The 15,831-nt window shown below is 68.7% G+C and carries 14 protein-coding genes and 1 tRNA gene; 10 read left to right on the top strand and 5 right to left on the bottom strand.

What is annotated here, in order from left to right:
- Positions 1-71: 71 nt before the first annotated feature.
- Positions 72-671, top strand: coding sequence for a TetR/AcrR family transcriptional regulator (locus tag QO010_RS06095; protein ID WP_307347382.1), 600 nt, complete (start codon positions 72-74; stop codon positions 669-671).
- A gap of 150 nt (positions 672-821) precedes the next feature.
- On the opposite strand, the gene pdxH is transcribed toward QO010_RS06095, so the two are convergent.
- Positions 822-1,487 (bottom strand): pyridoxamine 5'-phosphate oxidase, encoded by a 666-nt coding sequence (gene pdxH / locus QO010_RS06090; protein WP_307347380.1) that lies wholly within the window; start codon positions 1,485-1,487, stop codon positions 822-824.
- 94 nt (positions 1,488-1,581) lie between these two features.
- Between pdxH and QO010_RS06085 the strand changes: the two genes are divergently transcribed.
- The 3 genes from QO010_RS06085 to QO010_RS06075 all read left to right on the top strand — a co-directional run bounded on the left by QO010_RS06085 (position 1,582) and on the right by QO010_RS06075 (position 4,035).
- Entirely contained in the window at positions 1,582-2,262 is a 681-nt protein-coding gene (locus tag QO010_RS06085) for a J domain-containing protein (protein WP_307347379.1), read from the top strand.
- Positions 2,263-2,275: 13 nt separating this feature from the next.
- On the top strand, positions 2,276-3,397 hold the full coding sequence (aroC, locus tag QO010_RS06080) for a chorismate synthase (RefSeq protein ID WP_307347377.1): 1,122 nt from the start codon (positions 2,276-2,278) through the stop codon (positions 3,395-3,397).
- A gap of 134 nt (positions 3,398-3,531) precedes the next feature.
- Positions 3,532-4,035: a response regulator gene (locus QO010_RS06075; RefSeq protein ID WP_307347375.1), complete on the top strand. Its 504-nt coding sequence runs from the start codon at positions 3,532-3,534 to the stop codon at positions 4,033-4,035.
- On the opposite strand, the gene queE is transcribed toward QO010_RS06075, so the two are convergent.
- Together queE and queC are read right to left on the bottom strand one after the other, a co-directional pair.
- A complete protein-coding gene (gene queE / locus QO010_RS06070) occupies positions 4,032-4,664 on the bottom strand; it encodes a 7-carboxy-7-deazaguanine synthase (RefSeq protein WP_307347374.1) in 633 nt (210 codons plus the stop codon). The genes QO010_RS06075 and queE overlap by 4 nt on opposite strands.
- Positions 4,661-5,395: a 7-cyano-7-deazaguanine synthase QueC gene (gene queC / locus QO010_RS06065; protein WP_307347373.1), complete on the bottom strand. Its 735-nt coding sequence runs from the start codon at positions 5,393-5,395 to the stop codon at positions 4,661-4,663. The genes queE and queC overlap by 4 nt, the downstream gene beginning before the upstream one ends.
- A 50-nt stretch (positions 5,396-5,445) precedes the next feature.
- Here queC and QO010_RS06060 point away from each other — a divergent pair, with 50 nt between their 5' ends.
- The 3 genes from QO010_RS06060 to QO010_RS06050 all read left to right on the top strand — a co-directional run bounded on the left by QO010_RS06060 (position 5,446) and on the right by QO010_RS06050 (position 10,446).
- Positions 5,446-5,658, top strand: coding sequence for a hypothetical protein (locus tag QO010_RS06060; RefSeq protein ID WP_307347372.1), 213 nt, complete (start codon positions 5,446-5,448; stop codon positions 5,656-5,658).
- A gap of 184 nt (positions 5,659-5,842) precedes the next feature.
- Complete coding sequence (locus tag QO010_RS06055; protein ID WP_307347371.1) at positions 5,843-8,770, top strand: TonB-dependent receptor; 2,928 nt, start codon at positions 5,843-5,845, stop codon at positions 8,768-8,770.
- Positions 8,771-8,913: 143 nt separating this feature from the next.
- Positions 8,914-10,446: a response regulator gene (locus QO010_RS06050; protein WP_307347370.1), complete on the top strand. Its 1,533-nt coding sequence runs from the start codon at positions 8,914-8,916 to the stop codon at positions 10,444-10,446.
- Between the two features lie 26 nt (positions 10,447-10,472).
- Here QO010_RS06050 and QO010_RS06045 read toward each other — a convergent pair.
- Positions 10,473-10,549 (bottom strand) — tRNA-Met (locus QO010_RS06045).
- Positions 10,550-10,650: 101 nt separating this feature from the next.
- Between QO010_RS06045 and QO010_RS06040 the strand changes: the two genes are divergently transcribed.
- The 3 genes from QO010_RS06040 to QO010_RS06030 are packed head-to-tail and all read left to right on the top strand — an operon-like array spanning position 10,651 to position 14,646.
- On the top strand, positions 10,651-11,679 hold the full coding sequence (locus QO010_RS06040; protein WP_307347368.1) for a glycosyltransferase: 1,029 nt from the start codon (positions 10,651-10,653) through the stop codon (positions 11,677-11,679).
- Between the two features lie 13 nt (positions 11,680-11,692).
- Positions 11,693-13,429 (top strand): asparagine synthase (glutamine-hydrolyzing), encoded by a 1,737-nt coding sequence (gene asnB, locus QO010_RS06035; protein WP_307347366.1) that lies wholly within the window; start codon positions 11,693-11,695, stop codon positions 13,427-13,429.
- A gap of 11 nt (positions 13,430-13,440) precedes the next feature.
- Entirely contained in the window at positions 13,441-14,646 is a 1,206-nt protein-coding gene (locus QO010_RS06030; RefSeq protein ID WP_307347364.1) for a PQQ-dependent sugar dehydrogenase, read from the top strand.
- Here the strand turns inward: QO010_RS06030 and QO010_RS06025 are convergent.
- Positions 14,636-15,748, bottom strand: coding sequence for an NAD(P)/FAD-dependent oxidoreductase (locus QO010_RS06025; protein WP_307347361.1), 1,113 nt, complete (start codon positions 15,746-15,748; stop codon positions 14,636-14,638). The two genes, QO010_RS06030 and QO010_RS06025, sit on opposite strands and share 11 nt — an antisense overlap.
- Positions 15,749-15,831 lie beyond the last annotated feature (83 nt).

Raw genomic sequence — 15,831 nt, 5'->3', positions numbered from 1 at the left:
TCTCATCCGGCCGGTATGGTAAAGGATAACAGCGTTCAGGTAGGGGATTCATGCCAGGAAGGCCTGGGACATTGTCCCGTTCAGATCGCAAGCGCCGGGAGATTCTCGACACCGCGCGCATCCTGTTCCTGAAAGAGGGCTTCGCCGGCGCGGGCATGGAAACCCTGGCGCGTGAGGCGGGGGTCTCCACGGCGACCCTCTACGCCCACTTCCCCAGCAAGAGCGAGATGTTCCGCACCGTCGTCGAGGAGGCGGTGGCCGAGCTGGCCCGCCGGGTGCGCGACACCACCAGCCACCGGGGCGACCCCCGCAGCCGGCTGTGCGAATTCGCCTATGCCTACGCCCAGTTCTACGCCGACCCGCTGTCGCGGTCGGTGTTCCGGATGGTCACCGCCGAGCGCCGGCGATTCGGCGGCGTGGCCGACTACTTCCAGGACCGCGCCCATTCCGAACTGGGCGGGGCGGCCATCGAAATCCTGAACGCCCTGGCGGCCGCCGGGGAGATTCGCTTCGAAAAGGCCAGCTGGGCGGCCGGCCAGCTGCTGGGCATGCTCGAGCACGCCACCCTGGTCTTCGGCCTGGTGGCCGGCGACGACGCCATGCCGCGCCGCCCGCTCAAGATGATCTGCGATGACGCGGTGGATACCTTCCTGGCGCGATACGGGGTCTAAATATACTCCGCTCATCCCCGCGAAAGCGGGGACCCAGGTGTTTTTCGTAGCTGACTTTCAGCCGCCCAGACCTGTCAGAATCGCCCTCAACAGCAAAAAGCCTGGGTCCCCGCTTTCGCGGGGATGAGCGGATGAATTGAGTGCTGGACCCTAAGGATAGAGCCGGCTGGTCCCCCAGCCCTGCCCTTCCCGCGTGAACACCAGCCGTTCATGCAGGCGGAAGGGCCGGTCGCGCCAGAACTCCAGGCTGGCCGGAACCAGGCGATAGCCGGACCAGTGTGGCGGCCGGGTGACCTTGCCCAGGCCGAACCGCAGGCCGGCCTCGGCCACCCGTTTTTCCAGCGCGAACCGGTCGGGCAGCGGCCGCGACTGCTCCGAGGCCCAGGCCCCCAGCTGGGCGGGCCGCGCCCGGGTCGCGAAATAGGCGTCGGCCTCGGCGTCGGTGACCGGGACGATGGGACCGCGCACCCGCACCTGGCGGCGCAGGGACTTCCAGTGGAACAGCAGCGCGGCCTTGGGGTTGGCCGCCAGCTCGACCCCCTTGGCGCTCTGGGTGTTGGTGAAGAACACGAAGCCGCCGGCGTCGACCCCCTTGAGCAGCACCATCCGCACGTCCGGCAGGCCATCGGCGTCGACGGTGGCCAGGGCCATGGCGTTGGCGTCGTTGGGCTCGCTCTCGCCGGCCGCCTTCAGCCAGGTCTCGAACAGGCTGATGGGATCGGCTTCCGGCAGCAGCGGCAGGGGCTCGGCCGCCGTGACCTGGCTGACATAGTCGCCCTCGCTGGGCGAATGGGGGATCAGAGCGTCGTCCTTCATTCCCCCTATTTAGTCCTTCGCGCGCCAAAGGTCAGGCTTAACCGGACATTGACCCTAAGCCCGCCATGGTCGACCCATGAGCGGGGCGGGCCCAATGACGATCGATCAGGCTCGGGCCCTGCTGGGGACCGCGCTCGGCGCCGATCCCGAGGCCCTGCAGGCGGCCTTCCGCCAGGCCGTCAAACAGGCCCATCCCGACCGCAGCGGCGGCGACGCCGTCCGCTTCCACAGGGTGGTCGAGGCCTATCGTCTCTTGCGCGCCGACCTGTCGGTGCTGCCGGCCGCCGCGCCGGCGCCCCCTGCCCCGTCCACCGAGGTTGGCCCCGCCCGGCTGTCGATCAGCCCGGCCCAGGCGGTGCTGGGCGGCGAGCTGCACCTGATCGACGAGGCGGGCCGGCGGCTGCGCATCCAGCTGCCGCCCGGCCTGCGCGGCGGCGACCGGCTGCGGGCCGGCGAGACCGTCTATGACATCCTCATCGCCGGCGACGGGGCCAGCGTGGTGCGCGGCGACGACCTGTGGATCACCCTGTGCCTGACCCCCTCGCTGATGGACGATGGCGGCCGCGTGCCGCTGGAAACCCCCGCCGGACCGCGCCTGATCTGGGTCAGCCGCGCCGCCGCCGCCCGGGGCCTCGTCCGCCTGCGCGGCGAGGGTCTGCCCGCCGCCCGCGGCCGCCCCGCCGGGGACCTGTTCGTGCGCCTGGAAACCCGTCCCGCCGCCGACAGCGAGGTGCGCCAGCGCCTTCGCCGCTTTGCAGCGGCCTGGGCGGCGTAATAGAAGCCCCTCCATGTCGCACAACAGCTTCGGCCATCTGTTCCGCGTGACGACCTGGGGCGAGAGCCACGGGCCGGCCCTGGGCTGCGTGGTCGACGGCTGTCCGCCGGGACTGCAACTCACCCCCGCCGACATCCAGGTCTGGCTGGACCGCCGCAAGCCGGGCCAGGGCAAGTTCGTCACCCAGCGGCGCGAGCCGGACGAGGTGAAGATCCTCTCGGGCGTCTTCGAGGACGCGGCGACCGACGGCCCGGTGACGACGGGGACGCCGATCTCGCTGATGATCGAGAACCTCGACCAGCGCTCCAAGGACTATGCCGACATCGCCACGGCCTTCCGGCCCGGCCACGCCGACTGGCCCTATTTCGCCAAGTATGGCGTGCGCGATTATCGCGGCAGCGGCCGGGCCTCGGCCCGCGAGACCGCCGCCCGGGTCGCGGCCGGGGCCGTGGCCCGCAAGATCATCGACGGGGTCCAGGTGCGCGCCGCCCTGGTGCAGATCGGCCCGCACGCCATCGACCGCGAAGCCTGGGACTGGGACGCGGTCGGCGAGAACCCCTTCTGGTCGCCCGACCGGGGCATCGTCGCAACCTGGGAAGAGCACCTGGAGGCCATCCGCAAGGCCGGCTCCTCCACCGGCGCCGTCGTCGAGGTGGTGGCCACCGGCGTTCCCGCCGGCTGGGGCGCGCCGATCTATGGCAAGGTCGACGCGGAACTGGCCAGCGCCCTGATGTCGATCAACGCCGCCAAGGGCGTGGAGATCGGGGCCGGGTTCGCCTCCGCCGCCCTGACAGGCGAAGAGAACGCCGACGAGATGCGGAAGGGCGACGACGGCCCGGTCTTCACCTCCAACCAGGCCGGCGGGGTGCTGGGCGGACTGACCACCGGCCAGCCGGTGGTGGCGCGGGTGGCCTTCAAGCCGACCTCCTCGATCCTCACCCCCCGTAAGACGCTCAACCAGGCCGGCGAGGAAATCGAGCTGCGCACCATCGGCCGCCACGATCCCTGCGTGGGCATCCGGGCCGTGCCGGTGGTCGAGGCCATGACCGCCTGCGTGCTGGCCGACGCCTTCCTGCGCCACCGCGCCCAGACCGGCGGCGGGGCCTTTCATCCCGGCGAAACCGAGCGCCGCTAAGGCCTCTCCCGAGGTTGCGACCGGTATCATTCCGCAATTCTCGTATTTGACGAAAACGGCCGTTTTTCCGTTGACGACCAAAGGCTTAGGCGTTTAACCACGGCCACCCTGGGGCAGTGGGCGGCTACCTTCCCGTGCGTTTCGACCGACTGAAAATTCTTGTCGTCGACGACAATCACCACATGCGGGTCCTGCTGGCCGAGATTCTGCGCGCCATCGGCGTCACCGACATCCACGAGGCCAATGACGGGGCCGAGGCGCTGCATCTGATGCGGCGGATGAATATCGACGTGGTGCTGACCGACCTCACCATGTCGCCGCTCGACGGCATCGATTTCGTGCGGCTGTTGCGCAACGCCGCCGACAGCCCCAACCAGATGACGCCGGTGATCATGGTCACCGGCCACTCCACTCAGAAGCGGGTGCGCGAGGCGCGCGATGTCGGGGTGGACGAGTTCCTGGTCAAGCCGATCACCGCCCGCGGCCTGCTCTCGCGCCTCAAGGAGGTGATCGAAAACCCCCGGCCCTATGTCAGGATCGACAGCTATTTCGGCCCCGACCGCCGCCGGCGGGCCGATCCGCGCTTTTCCGGCCCCTATCGCCGCCAGGACGACGAATTCGAGAGCCTGCCCGTCTAGGGGATGCCCAGGTATTTGTGGCTCTGCACGCTCAGCCGCCATTTCGGGTGGGCCAGGCAGTAGGCGATGCAGGCCTGGGTCGCCCCCGCCCGATCCGGCCCGTCCATCGGCTGCAGGAAGAAGCGTTTGAAATCCCAGCCCTCGAAACGGGCCGGATCGACGCCGGCCTGGGGCCAGACCAGCTTCAGTTCCTGGCCGCTTGTCTGGACCACCGGCGCGTCGGCCTTGGGGCTGACGCAGACCCAGTCGACGCCCTCCGGCGCGGGCAATGTGCCGTTGGTCTCGACGGCGATGGCGAACCCTTCGGCGTGCAGGGCCGCGATCAGCGGCGGATCCAGCTGCAGCAGCGGCTCGCCGCCCGTGCAGACCACCAGCCGGTTCTCCGGCGCGCCGGTCCAGGCGGCGGCCACGGCGGCGGCCAGGGCGGCCGGGGTTTTGAACCGCCCGCCGCCGGGGCCATTGGTTCCGACGAAATCGGTGTCGCAAAAGGTGCAGACGGCGCTGGCGCGGTCCTTCTCGCGGCCGGTCCACAGGTTGCAGCCGGCGAAGCGGCAGAACACCGCCGCCCGCCCGGCCTGGCCGCCCTCGCCCTGCAGGGTCAGGAAGATCTCTTTGACGCTGTAGGTCATGCGACCAGCCTGGGGCGGCCGGCCGCCGTCCATTCTTCCCAGCCCCGCGCGCGCAGATCGCAGGCCGGACAGTCTTCGCAGCCGTAACCCCAGGCGTGGCGTTCGCCGCGCTCGCCGCGATAGCAGGTGTGGCTCTCTTTCAGGATCAGATCGACCAGCGCTTCGCCGCCGAGACCTGCAGCCAGGGCCCAGGTTTGGGCCTTGGTCAGCCGCATCAGCGGCGTCTCGATGACGAACGCCCGCTCCATGCCCAGGTTCAGCGCGCCCTGCATGGCGTCCAGGGTGTCGCGCCGGCAGTCGGGATAGCCGGAGAAGTCGGTCTCGCACATGCCGCCGACCAGGGCGGTCAGCCCCCGGCGGTCGGCCAGGGCGGCGGCATAGATGAAGAAGGCCAGGTTGCGGCCCGGCACGAAGGTCGAGGGCAGGCCCCGCTCGGTCATCTCGATGGCCCGGTCGGCGGTCAGGGCCGACTGGGCGACGGCCCCGAAGCCCTTCAGATCCAGCACATGGTCCTCGCCCAGCCGGGGCGCCCAGTCGGGAAACCGGGCGCAGAAGCCGGCCAGCACCGTCTGGCGCGCCTGCATTTCGACGAGGTGGCGCTGTCCGTAGTCGAACCCGACGGTCTCGACCCGGCCATAGCGGGCCAGCGCCCAGGCCAGGCAGACCGACGAGTCCTGGCCGCCTGAAAACAGCACCAGGGCGCCGGTGTCTTCAACTGCAACTGAGGTCATGGGCCAGAAATCCGCCGTCGCCGGTCATGTGGGTAGAATGGCCGGCCGTGGTGGCCGGCCGCATCGAAGAGGCTGGCTTCTACACCACCGCCGAGGCGCCACAAAACCCGCTCGGCCGCCCCGATGATTCCATTCCCCAACGTCAGGTAAAATGGACCATGGCGCCTTGTTTTCAGGCGCATTTTCTCTCGCGGATTGAAGAAGTAACCCCCCGCGGGACCAGCGGCGGCGCATCCGGGCAACACAAAGGTGAAAAGCCATAACCTATCACTGTTCACCTAGCGCCGGCTGTTGACACGATCCAAACGTCTGTATGCAATCTGGTCAACTGCGGGGGAAAGTCGCGCGCCCTTGTGGTGTGATATCAGCGCGACGCCGAGGAAACACATAGGGACTAGCGCGAAAGGACCGGCTTACACGGTCCGTGCTGTCCGGGGAGGGTTACGAATGTTGAAATCTCTGCGCCTGCGGAGTCTGCTCGTCATGGGCGTTTCCGCCGCGGCCGTTTTGGCCGTAGCCGCACCCGCCGCGCCCGCCTTCGCCGCTGATGACGAAGGAACAACGGTCGCCGATGTCATCGTTACGGCGCAGAAGAAGGAAGAAGCCCTTCAGGACGTGCCGATCGCGGTGTCGGCGTTCAGCCAGGACGCGCTTGAAAAGCAAAAGATCGACGGGGGCCCCAACCTGGTCACCTCGATCCCGAACGTGAACTTCTCCAAGGGGAACTTCACCGGCTACAACTTCCAGATCCGCGGCGTCGGCTCCAAGCTGGTGTCGGGTTCCGGCGACGCCGGCACCGGCATCCACCTGAACAACGCGCCTTTGACCGCCAACAACCTGTTCGAAGCCGAGTTCTTCGACGTGGAGCGGGTGGAAGTGCTGCGCGGCCCGCAGGGCACCCTCTACGGCCGCAACGCCACCGGCGGCGTGGTCAACATGATCACCGCCAAGCCGGTGATGGGTGAATTCTCGGCCTTGGCCAAGGTCGAGTACGGCAACTACAACTCGCTGAAGCTGAAGGGGATGATCAACGTCCCGATCGGCGACGACCTGGCCCTGCGCGTGGCGGCCGTGTCGCTGACCCGCGACGGCTACGGCGACAACACCTATACCCACCACGACGTCGACGACCGCTCGCTGTGGGACGTCCGCGCCACTCTGGCCTGGCAGCCCAGCGATACCTTCAAGACCTATCTGCTCTACGATCACTTCGACGAAGACGACAACCGCTCGCGGATCGGCCGTCAATTCTGCGCCAAGGACCCCGGCCCGACCAGCGTCGGCGGCGTCGGCCTGTTCCCGTTCAATGCGCCCTCGGCGCTGATTGAGCGTGGCTTCCTCAGCCAGGGCTGTCAGGACGTCTCGCTCTATACGCCCGGCGTCTCGACCGGCACCCTGAACACCCAGGCGACCCTGGGCGGCCTGTTCGGCGCCCTGACCGGCCTGATCACCGGCGACGCGCTTGCGGGCAAGGTGCAGGACCCGAACATCCGCAACATCGAGTCCATCCACGATCCGATCTATCAGTCGTCGACGGACATCTACGAGTTCAATATCGACTGGGATCTGACGGACGAGTTGCGGCTGACCTCGCTGACCTCGTACTCGACGCTCAACCTGTTCACCCGCCAGGACTACAACCGGGTGGTGCCGAACATCGCGTTCAACGTCGCGCCGAACCCGGTGAACGCCATCGCCAGTGCTGTCCAGGCCGGCGTCTGCGGCTCGCTCTCACTGCCCCGCAACTGCCCCGCCGGCGCCGGTGTCTATAACGGCATCTATGCCAGCCTGTTCCCCGGCGGCGTGGTCAACGACCCGCAGAACGGTGCGACCAACCGCTTCGCCACCTTCGATATCTCGACGGCGGACACCAAGCAGTTCACCCAGGAACTGCGACTGCAGTCGGACTTCGACGGGCCGATCAACTTCAACGTCGGCGGCATCTACCTCGACTTCAAGGCGACCGGTGACTACTTCGTGATGTTCAACACGGGCACGGCCTATGTCGGCGTCCAGAACTTCCTGAACACCGGCGCGGTGAACTGCGCGGCCAGCAACCCCGCCTGTATCTTCATCGATCCGAACCAGAACCCCAACCGCAGCGGTCACAACTACTATGACAACTACGGCCCCTATCACCTGAAGTCGCGCGCCGCCTTCGGTGAAGTCTATTGGCAGCTGACCGATACCTTCAAGATCACCGGCGGCCTGCGCTACACCGACGACTCCAAGTCGGTCGAGAACCACCAAGTGACGCTGGCGACGCCGGGCTCCGGCATCGGGGCGCCGCCGACCGGCCAGCCGCCACTGCTGAAGGTCCGGTTCCAGGAAATGACCGGTCGCCTGGGCTTCGACTGGAAGCTGACCGACAACAACCTGGTCTACGCCTTCTACTCGAAGGGCTACAAGGCGGGCGGCGCCAACCCGGCCTGCTCGCCCGGCGTCGCCAGCTGCCCCCCGCCGGCCTTTGACCCTGAGTTCGTCAACAGCTTCGAAATCGGTTCGAAGAACACCTTCTTCGATGGCAGCCTGCTACTGAACGTCACCGGCTTCTACTATGACTACAAGGGCTACCAGGTCTCCAAGATCGTCAACCGCACCTCGATCAACGAGAACATCGACGCCAAGATCAAGGGCCTGGAAATCGAGACCATCTGGAACCCGGTCCGCGGCCTGCGGCTGAACGCCAACATCGGCTATCTTGACACCGAAATCGTCAATGGCAGCTCGATCGATACCTTCAACCGCACCCAGGACAATCCCGCCCTGACCCTGGTCAAGTCGAGCAGCGCCGCCAACTGCGTGGTTTCCACCACCGCCCTGGCTGGCTTCATGGCCACCTACAACGCCCAGACCCCGGTCATCCCGGTGCCGGGCGACGCGAACAACCCCTTCAGCATCCGTCCGCTGAACGTCTTCGACTTCCTGGGCATCTGCTCCGGCAGCTTTGCGGGCGCCCTGCCCGTCACGGGCTACAATGCCGGTCTGATTCCCAGCGACGGCGTGGCGGTGAGCCTGAAGGGCAAGGAACTACCGAACTCGCCGCATTGGACCACTTCGTTTGGCGCCCAGTACACCTGGGACATGGGCGACTGGTCCACGACGCTGCGCGGCGACTACTACAAGCAGACCGACAGCTTCTCGCGCATCTACAACAGCAATGCCGACAAGATCAAAGGCTGGCAGAACGTCAATGTGACCCTGACGGTGGCGAACCCCGGCGCCGGCCTGGTCATCGACGCCTTCGTCAAGAATGCGACCGACGAGGAAGCCATCACCGACACCTATCTGACGGATGACAGCTCCGGTCTGTTCCGGAACGCCTTCTACACTGAGCCGCGCACCTACGGGATCGCGATCAGCAAGTCGTTCTGATCAAGGCATAACACTGGTATCTGGCGGCGGGAGCGCAAGTTCCCGCCGCCTTTTTCTTATGGGGGTGGCAGACCTCGTCAGGCTTAACCTCTTTTCAAGCGCCGCCGGTCATAGTGATCGTCTCAAACCGGCCGGCGACATTCATGGACACCCTCGCTCATCTGATCGATCGCCCCGCGCCTGTCGGCTCCGATACGCGTCTGGACGATCTTGCTGACCGGTTCGCCGCCGAGCCGGCCGCCATGGCTCTGGCCGTGGTCGCCGACGGGCGTCCGATCGGCCTGGTCGGCCGCGAAGCCTGTTTCGCGCATCTGCGGGCCGATCCGGCCAAGGCCGCCGCGCCGGTGAGCCAGATCATGGACGGCCGGCCGCTCGTCGCCGAAGCCGGCCTCTCGGCCCGGGCCTTCGAGGATCAGGTCCTGGCGGCTTCGCCCGCCAGCCTGGCCCTGGGCTTCATCGTCGTCGAGGGCGAGCGCTATCTGGGCGTGGGCTCGCCGCTGTCGCTGCTGACCGCCCGCCGCGACCGCAACCGCGATCTCAAGGAAACCAACGCCGCGGTCACCCAGACCGTCGCCGCCGAGACCCTGCGCCAGCTGGAGGCCATCGCCGACCTCAGCACCCGCCTCTCGCGCCTGCCGCTGCCCAGCGACGCCCTGGCCTGCGCCCGGGCGATCGGCGAGACCAGCGACGACATCCGCCGCCTGATGCATCGGGCCGCCATGCTGCACGCCGCCGACATCAAGGGCCTGACCCTGACGCCCGCGCCGCACAAGCTGCAGGATCTGATGGACGCGGTCGCCGCCCGCTGGGTCGACCGCGCCGCCGCCGCCGGGGTGACCCTGCTGGCTTCGTACGACGGCGAGCCCGATTTTCAGGCCGAGGTCGACGCCGAGCAGCTGCACGAGATTTTCGACGCCCTGATCGGCCGGGCCATTGGCGAGAGCCGCCGCGGCGCGGTCGAGGTGTCGCTCAAGGCCCGTCCCTGCCCCGAAGGCCTAGCCCTGGAAGGCCGGGTGCGCGACGGCGGCCGCGAGCTTGAAGCCAGCCAGTTGGCCGGCATGTTCGAAACGCTGTCCGGCCGTGATCTGCGGCGGATGCCCGACTTCGCCACCGCCATCGGCATGACCTTGGCCGGCCGCATCATCGCGGCGATGGGCGGCGAAATCCGCGCCGAGGCCAATGTCGGCGCCGGCGTCACCGTGACCTTCGACCTGGCCGTGGCCGAGGCCCGGCAGGCCGAAGCCGCCCCCGTCCCCAGCAATCATGGCGGCGGCGCCTTGGCCCGTATCCTGATCGTCGACGACAACGCCACCAACCGCATGGTGGCCGAGGCGCTGTGCGAGATGTTCGACTGCGCCTCCGAACAGGCCGAGGACGGGGTCGAGGCCCTGGCCGCCCTGGAGACCGGGTCGTTCGACCTGATCCTGATGGACATCAAGATGCCGCGCATGGACGGGGTGGCCGCCACCCGGGCCATCCGGGCCCTGCCGGACGCCAGGGCCCGCATCCCGATCATCGCCCTGACCGCCAACGCCGATCCCGACGACGTCAAGGGCTACCTGGCGGCCGGCATGAACGACGTGGTCGAAAAGCCGATCAAGCCCGACCGCCTGCTGGCGGCGCTGGACGCCCTGCTGCCGGCGACCGACGGCCCGGATCATACCCAGGCCGCCTGATTTCTCTGATTATTCAGAAGCATAGTTGGTAGCTGGGGGCGGGATCGAACCGCCGACCTGTGGGTTATGAATCCACCGCTCTAACCATCTGAGCTACCCAGCCATACGGCTCGCGCCCAACTATGAGCGCGGGGTTATAGGGACTCGAACTCATCGCTTCAAGCGGCTTGGGAAACTGGCCTTTGCCAGCTAGTTTCGCCGCCGATGAGCGTGCTGCATCTCCTGGGCTCCAACGCCGACGGCGGGGCGGAAACCTATTTCGTCGACCTGGTCACGGCGCTCAGCCGGGCCGGCCTCAGCGAAGCCTGCGCGATTCGCCCTCACGCCGGCCGCGAGCAGGCCCTGACCGCCGCCGGGCTGGCGGTGAAGACCTTCGGCTTCGGCAGCCCGCTGGACCTGCTGACCCGTCCGGGGATCGCCAGCTTCGCCAAGGCCCGGCAGGCCAGGGTCCTGGTCGCCTGGATGAACCGGGCCGCCAAGCATACCCCCAAAGGTCCCTGGGCCCGCATCGGCCGACTGGGCGGCTATTACAAGCTGAAGAACTACCGCGGTTTCGAGGCCCTGGTCGGCAACACCCGCGATATCGTGGACTGGATGGTCCGCGAGGGCTGGCCGGCGGATCGCGCCCACTACATCCCCAATTTCGCCGAGGCGCCCGCCGATGGCGCACCGGTGGATCGGGCCAGCCTCGATACGCCATCGGATGTCCCCCTGCTGCTCAGCATGGGCCGCCTGCATTCGGCCAAGGCCCACGACATCAGCCTGCAGGCGCTGCGCGCCATCCCGGGCGCGTATCTGTGGATCGCCGGCGCCGGGCCGCTGGAGGACCAGCTCAAGACCCTGGCCGGGGCGCTGGGCCTTGGCGACCGCGTGCGCTTCCTCGGCTGGCGCAACGACCCCTCGGCCCTCTACGGTGCGGCCGACCTCTGCCTCTTTCCCTCGCGGTTCGAGCCGCTGGGCAATACGGTCATCCAGGCCTGGGCGCATGGCCTGCCGGTGGTCGCCGCCGCCAGCCAGGGCCCGGCCGCCCTGATCCGCGACGGCGACGACGGCCTGCTGGTCCCCATCGACGACGCCGAGGCCCTGGCGGCGCGGACCAACGCGCTGCTGGCCGATCCGATGCTGCGCATCCGCCTGATCCAGAACGGTCACGCCCGGGTCGAGGCCGAGTTCAGCCAGGCCGCCATTCTGGGCCAATGGCGGGCCCTGTTCGCCCAATACGGCGCCTCATGAACGGAGCGGCCTGATGTGCGGTATCGCCGGCGTGCTGGGCGGCGGGGGGTCAGCCAGGCCGCTGATCGACACCCTGCAGCATCGCGGCCCCAACGGCATCCGCATCGAGCAGGTCGGCGACGCCTCGCTGGCCCATGCACGCCTGTCGATCATCGACCTGGAAGGTGGCTGGCAACCGCTGCACGCGGCCGGCTCGACCATCATCGGCAACGGCGAGATCTACAACTATCTGGAGCTGGCCGAGGCATTCCAGCTGAAGGGCAGGCTGGGGACCGGCTCGGACTTCGAGCCGCTGCTGCACATCTACGCCCAGGAGGGCGAGAAGGCCTTCGAACGCCTGCGCGGCATGTACGCCTTCTGCCTGATCGGCTGCGACGGCAGGACCTGGCTGGTCCGCGACCCGTTCGGCATCAAGCCCCTCAGCGTCACCCGCGACGGGAACGCCCTGAGCTTCGCTTCCGAGCCCCGCGCCCTGTTCGCCGCCGGCAAGACCGCAAAAATGGCCCGGCCCGAGGCGCTCGAGGACCTGCTGGCCCTGGGCTATGTCGCGCCCGACCGCATCTATGCCAACACCATCTGGCGCGGGCTGGAAGCGGTGGAGCCGGGCGAGATCGACCAGGTCATCGTCGGCGACCGCGAGGAGCGCCTGCAGCCGGCCATTCCGCCCATGGGGACGCCGGTCCGCGACGAGGCGGACGCCCTGGCCCGCCTGGACGCGGTTCTGGAGGACAGCGTCAAGGTTCACCAGCGTTCCGACGTGCCCTACGGCCTGTTCCTCTCCGGCGGCGTGGACAGCGCCACGGTGGCAACCCTGATGGCGCGGCTCAACGAGCGGCCGGTCACCGCCTTCACCTGCGGCTTCGACGCCCCCGGCGCCCGGGACGAACGGGCCCAGGCCGAGCGGGTGGCCCGGGCCCTGGACCTGGACTGGCGCGAGACCAGCTTTGGCGAAGAGGACTTCTGGCGTATTGCCCCCCAGGTCGCCTGGGCCCTGGACGAGCCGACCGCCGACTACGCCGCCCTGCCGACCTACAAGCTGGCCGAGGCCGCCAAGGGCACGCTGACCGTCATCCTGACCGGCGAGGGGGGCGATGAGCTGTTCGCCGGCTATGGCCGCTATCGCCGGGCCCAGCGGCCCGCCTGGCTGGGCGGCCGGGCCGCCGAGCCGCAGATCGACGCCCCCTTCCTCAAGGACCGCGGCCACGGGGCCCTGGCGCGCTGGCGGGCGGCCGCCCAAATCCCCAAAAGCATGTCGCCGGCCGGATACAGTCCGCTGCAGCGCGCGCAGTGGGGCGACATCGCCACCTGGCTGCCCAATGACCTGCTGCTCAAGCTGGACCGCTGTCTGATGGCCAACGGGCTGGAGGGCCGCACGCCCTTCCTCGACAAGGAGGTGGCCGCCCTGGCCTTCCACCTGCCCGACACGATGAAAATCCGCGACGGCAAGGGCAAATGGCTGTTGCGCAAATGGCTGGAGCGTCACTGCCCGGCCGCCGACCCCTGGGGCAAGAAGAAGGGCTTCACCGTGCCGGTGGCCGACTGGATCGCCCCGCGCGCCGCGGATCTGGGTCCCCGCATCGCCGGGCTGAAGGCGGTGACGGAGCTCTGCAAGCCCGAGGCGGTGCGCGCCGTCTTCACCGACGACACCCAGGCCCACAACCGCTGGCCTCTGCTGTTCTTCGCCCTGTGGTCGCTGATCCACCTGGAGAACGTCGACCCGGCCGGAGCGTTGAAGGAACTGCTGCCTTAAAGGAACCGGCCATGCGCCCCGCCCCCGCCGTCTTCGCCCTGCTGCTTCTGGCCGCCTGTGGCGCGCCACCGAGCGTCGCCCAGACGCCCGGCCAGCCGCTGGAGACCCGCAGCCCCAACGCCCCCGACCAGAAGCCGGCCTTCCCGGGCCAGACCCGCGCGCCGTTCGCCACCGCCAAGGTCGCCTTCGATGTCGTTCCGGTCGCCAAGGGGCTGGACCATCCCTGGGGCATGGCCTTCCTGCCGGACGGCCGGCTGCTGGTGACCGAGCGGGCCGGGCGGCTGCGGATCGTGGGCAAGGACGGAGCGTTGTCGGCGCCCGTCGCGGGCCTGCCGCCCGTCGATGCGCGGGGCCAGGGCGGACTGCTGGACGTGGCGGCGGGGCCGGACGGGCTGATCTACTGGACCTATTCGGAACCGCGCGAGGGCGGCAACGGCACGGCGGCGGCGCGGGGCCGGCTCTCGGCCGACGGCGCGAAGATGGAGGCCGTGCAGGTCATCTGGCGCCAGACCCCGACCCTGGACTCCACCCTGCATTTCGGCGGCCGCCTGGTCTTCGCTCCGGACGGCAAGCTGTTCATCACCACCGGCGAGCGCTCGATCCTGCCCGGCCGTCACCAGGCCGAGCGGCTGGACGGCACGCTGGGCAAGGTGGTCCGCATCAATCCCGATGGCGGGATCCCCGCCGACAACCCCTTCGTTGGCAAGGCGGACGCCAAGGGCGAGATCTGGTCGCTCGGCCATCGCAACATCCAGGCCGGGGCGATCAATCCGGCCACCGGCAGGCTCTGGACCATCGAGCACGGCGCGCGGGGCGGCGACGAGATCAACGCGCCGCTCGCCGGCCGGGACTATGGCTGGCCGACCATCACCTACGGAACCGAATACAGCGGCGCCAAGGTCGGCGGGGGCATCACCCAGAAGGCCGGGCTGGAACAGCCGCTCTACTACTGGGACCCGGTGATCGCGCCGTCCGGCATGGCCTTCTACAACAGCGATCTTTTTCCGGCCTGGAAGGGCAGCCTGTTCGTCGGCTCGCTGAAGGACCAGCAGCTGGTCCGCCTCACCCTCGACGGCGAAAAGATCGTGGGCGAGGAGCGGCTGCTGACCGATCTGAAGGAACGCATCCGCGACGTGATCGTCGGGCCGGACGGGAGCATCTATGTCTCGACCGACGACAGCGACGGCCGGGTGCTGAAGCTGGTCCCTAAGTCGTAAGCCGCTCGGCCACCGCCTCGCCGATGGCCAGGGAGGAGGTCAGGCCCGGGCTCTCGATGCCGAACAGCGCCATCAGGCCCGGCAGGCCGTGGACCTCGACGCCATCGAGCTGGAAGTCCGGTTGCGGCTCGCCGGGGCCATGCAGCTTGGGCCGGATGCCGGCATAGTCGGGGCTGAGCGCGCCGTCGGGCAGGCCAGGCCAGAACTTGCGGATATAGGCGTAGAACTCCGGCGCATGGCTGTCGTCGACCGAATAGTCCTCGGTCTCGACATAGCTGAGGTCCGGCCCGAACACCGCCTGGCCGCCCAGGTCCTTGCGATAATGGGTGCCCAGCGCCCCTGGGATGGGCGGCGGATAGATCAACCGCTCGAACGGCGCTTTGCCGGTCAGCCGGAAATAGACCCCCTTGCCCAGATGGCGGGGCGGAATGCGATCCTTCGGAAAGCCCTCGATATGGCCGGCCACGGCCTGGGACGACAGACCGGGCGCGGTGACAAGCAGCCGGGTCGTCAGCGTCGCCGGCGCCTCGCCCCCGGCCCGCACCTTGAAGCCGCCGCCCGCCAGCGGCTCGGCCCCCTCGAAGGGCGTGGCGGTGACCACGGCCCCGCCCCGCTCGCCGATCTCGCCTTCCAGGGCCGACATGTAGCCGTGGCTGTCGAAGACGCCGCTCTGCGGCGACAGCACCGACATATGCGCCCTGAGGCCCGGCTCCAGAGCCAGGGTCTGGGCGCCGCTCAGCACCTCCAGCCCCTCGACATCGTTGGCCCGAGCCTGCTCGGCGATGGCCATGACCCGCGCCTCGTCCTCGGGCGAAGGCGCGACCACCAGCTTGCCGCAGCGGCGGTAGTCGACCTTGTGGCTGTCCAGGAAGGCGTAGAGCGCCCGCCGGCCCTGGACGCAGAACTGGGCCTTCAGCGAACCAGTCGGATAGTAGAGCCCACCGTGGATGACCTCGGAGTTTCGCGAAGACACCCCCTGGCCGATGATCCGCTGGGCCTCCAGCACCGCCACGGTGAGCCCGCGTTTGGCGAGGGCATAGCCGCTGGCCAGGCCGACCGCGCCCGCGCCGACCACGACGGCGTCGAAATCAAACGAATCCATGAAGCGAGCCTACCCACCCCGCCTCCTCAGCGAAAGCTGGGCGCATGAGTGAATGGCCGCCCCGCGTGGCCGTCTTCGAGAAG

The sequence above is a fragment of the Caulobacter ginsengisoli genome, from assembly GCF_030814835.1.
GTDB classification, from domain to species: domain Bacteria; phylum Pseudomonadota; class Alphaproteobacteria; order Caulobacterales; family Caulobacteraceae; genus Caulobacter; species Caulobacter ginsengisoli.
The sequence above is the reverse complement of the archived record's forward strand: the minus strand, read 5'-3'. Positions and strand labels throughout refer to the sequence as shown.

What these genes read in the sequence shown, in the direction of transcription:
- QO010_RS06055 (WP_307347371.1), top strand. Translation starts at nt 5,843, where the DNA reads ATGTTGAAATCTCTGCGCCTGCGGAGTCTGCTCGTCATGGGCGTTTCC.
- QO010_RS06085 (WP_307347379.1), top strand. Translation starts at nt 1,582, where the DNA reads ATGACGATCGATCAGGCTCGGGCCCTGCTGGGGACCGCGCTCGGCGCC.
- pdxH (WP_307347380.1), bottom strand. Translation starts at nt 1,487, where the DNA reads ATGAAGGACGACGCTCTGATCCCCCATTCGCCCAGCGAGGGCGACTAT.
- QO010_RS06025 (WP_307347361.1), bottom strand. Translation starts at nt 15,748, where the DNA reads ATGGATTCGTTTGATTTCGACGCCGTCGTGGTCGGCGCGGGCGCGGTC.
- asnB (WP_307347366.1), top strand. Translation starts at nt 11,693, where the DNA reads ATGTGCGGTATCGCCGGCGTGCTGGGCGGCGGGGGGTCAGCCAGGCCG.
- QO010_RS06030 (WP_307347364.1), top strand. Translation starts at nt 13,441, where the DNA reads ATGCGCCCCGCCCCCGCCGTCTTCGCCCTGCTGCTTCTGGCCGCCTGT.
- QO010_RS06040 (WP_307347368.1), top strand. Translation starts at nt 10,651, where the DNA reads ATGAGCGTGCTGCATCTCCTGGGCTCCAACGCCGACGGCGGGGCGGAA.
- queC (WP_307347373.1), bottom strand. Translation starts at nt 5,395, where the DNA reads ATGACCTCAGTTGCAGTTGAAGACACCGGCGCCCTGGTGCTGTTTTCA.
- queE (WP_307347374.1), bottom strand. Translation starts at nt 4,664, where the DNA reads ATGACCTACAGCGTCAAAGAGATCTTCCTGACCCTGCAGGGCGAGGGC.
- QO010_RS06050 (WP_307347370.1), top strand. Translation starts at nt 8,914, where the DNA reads ATGGACACCCTCGCTCATCTGATCGATCGCCCCGCGCCTGTCGGCTCC.
- aroC (WP_307347377.1), top strand. Translation starts at nt 2,276, where the DNA reads ATGTCGCACAACAGCTTCGGCCATCTGTTCCGCGTGACGACCTGGGGC.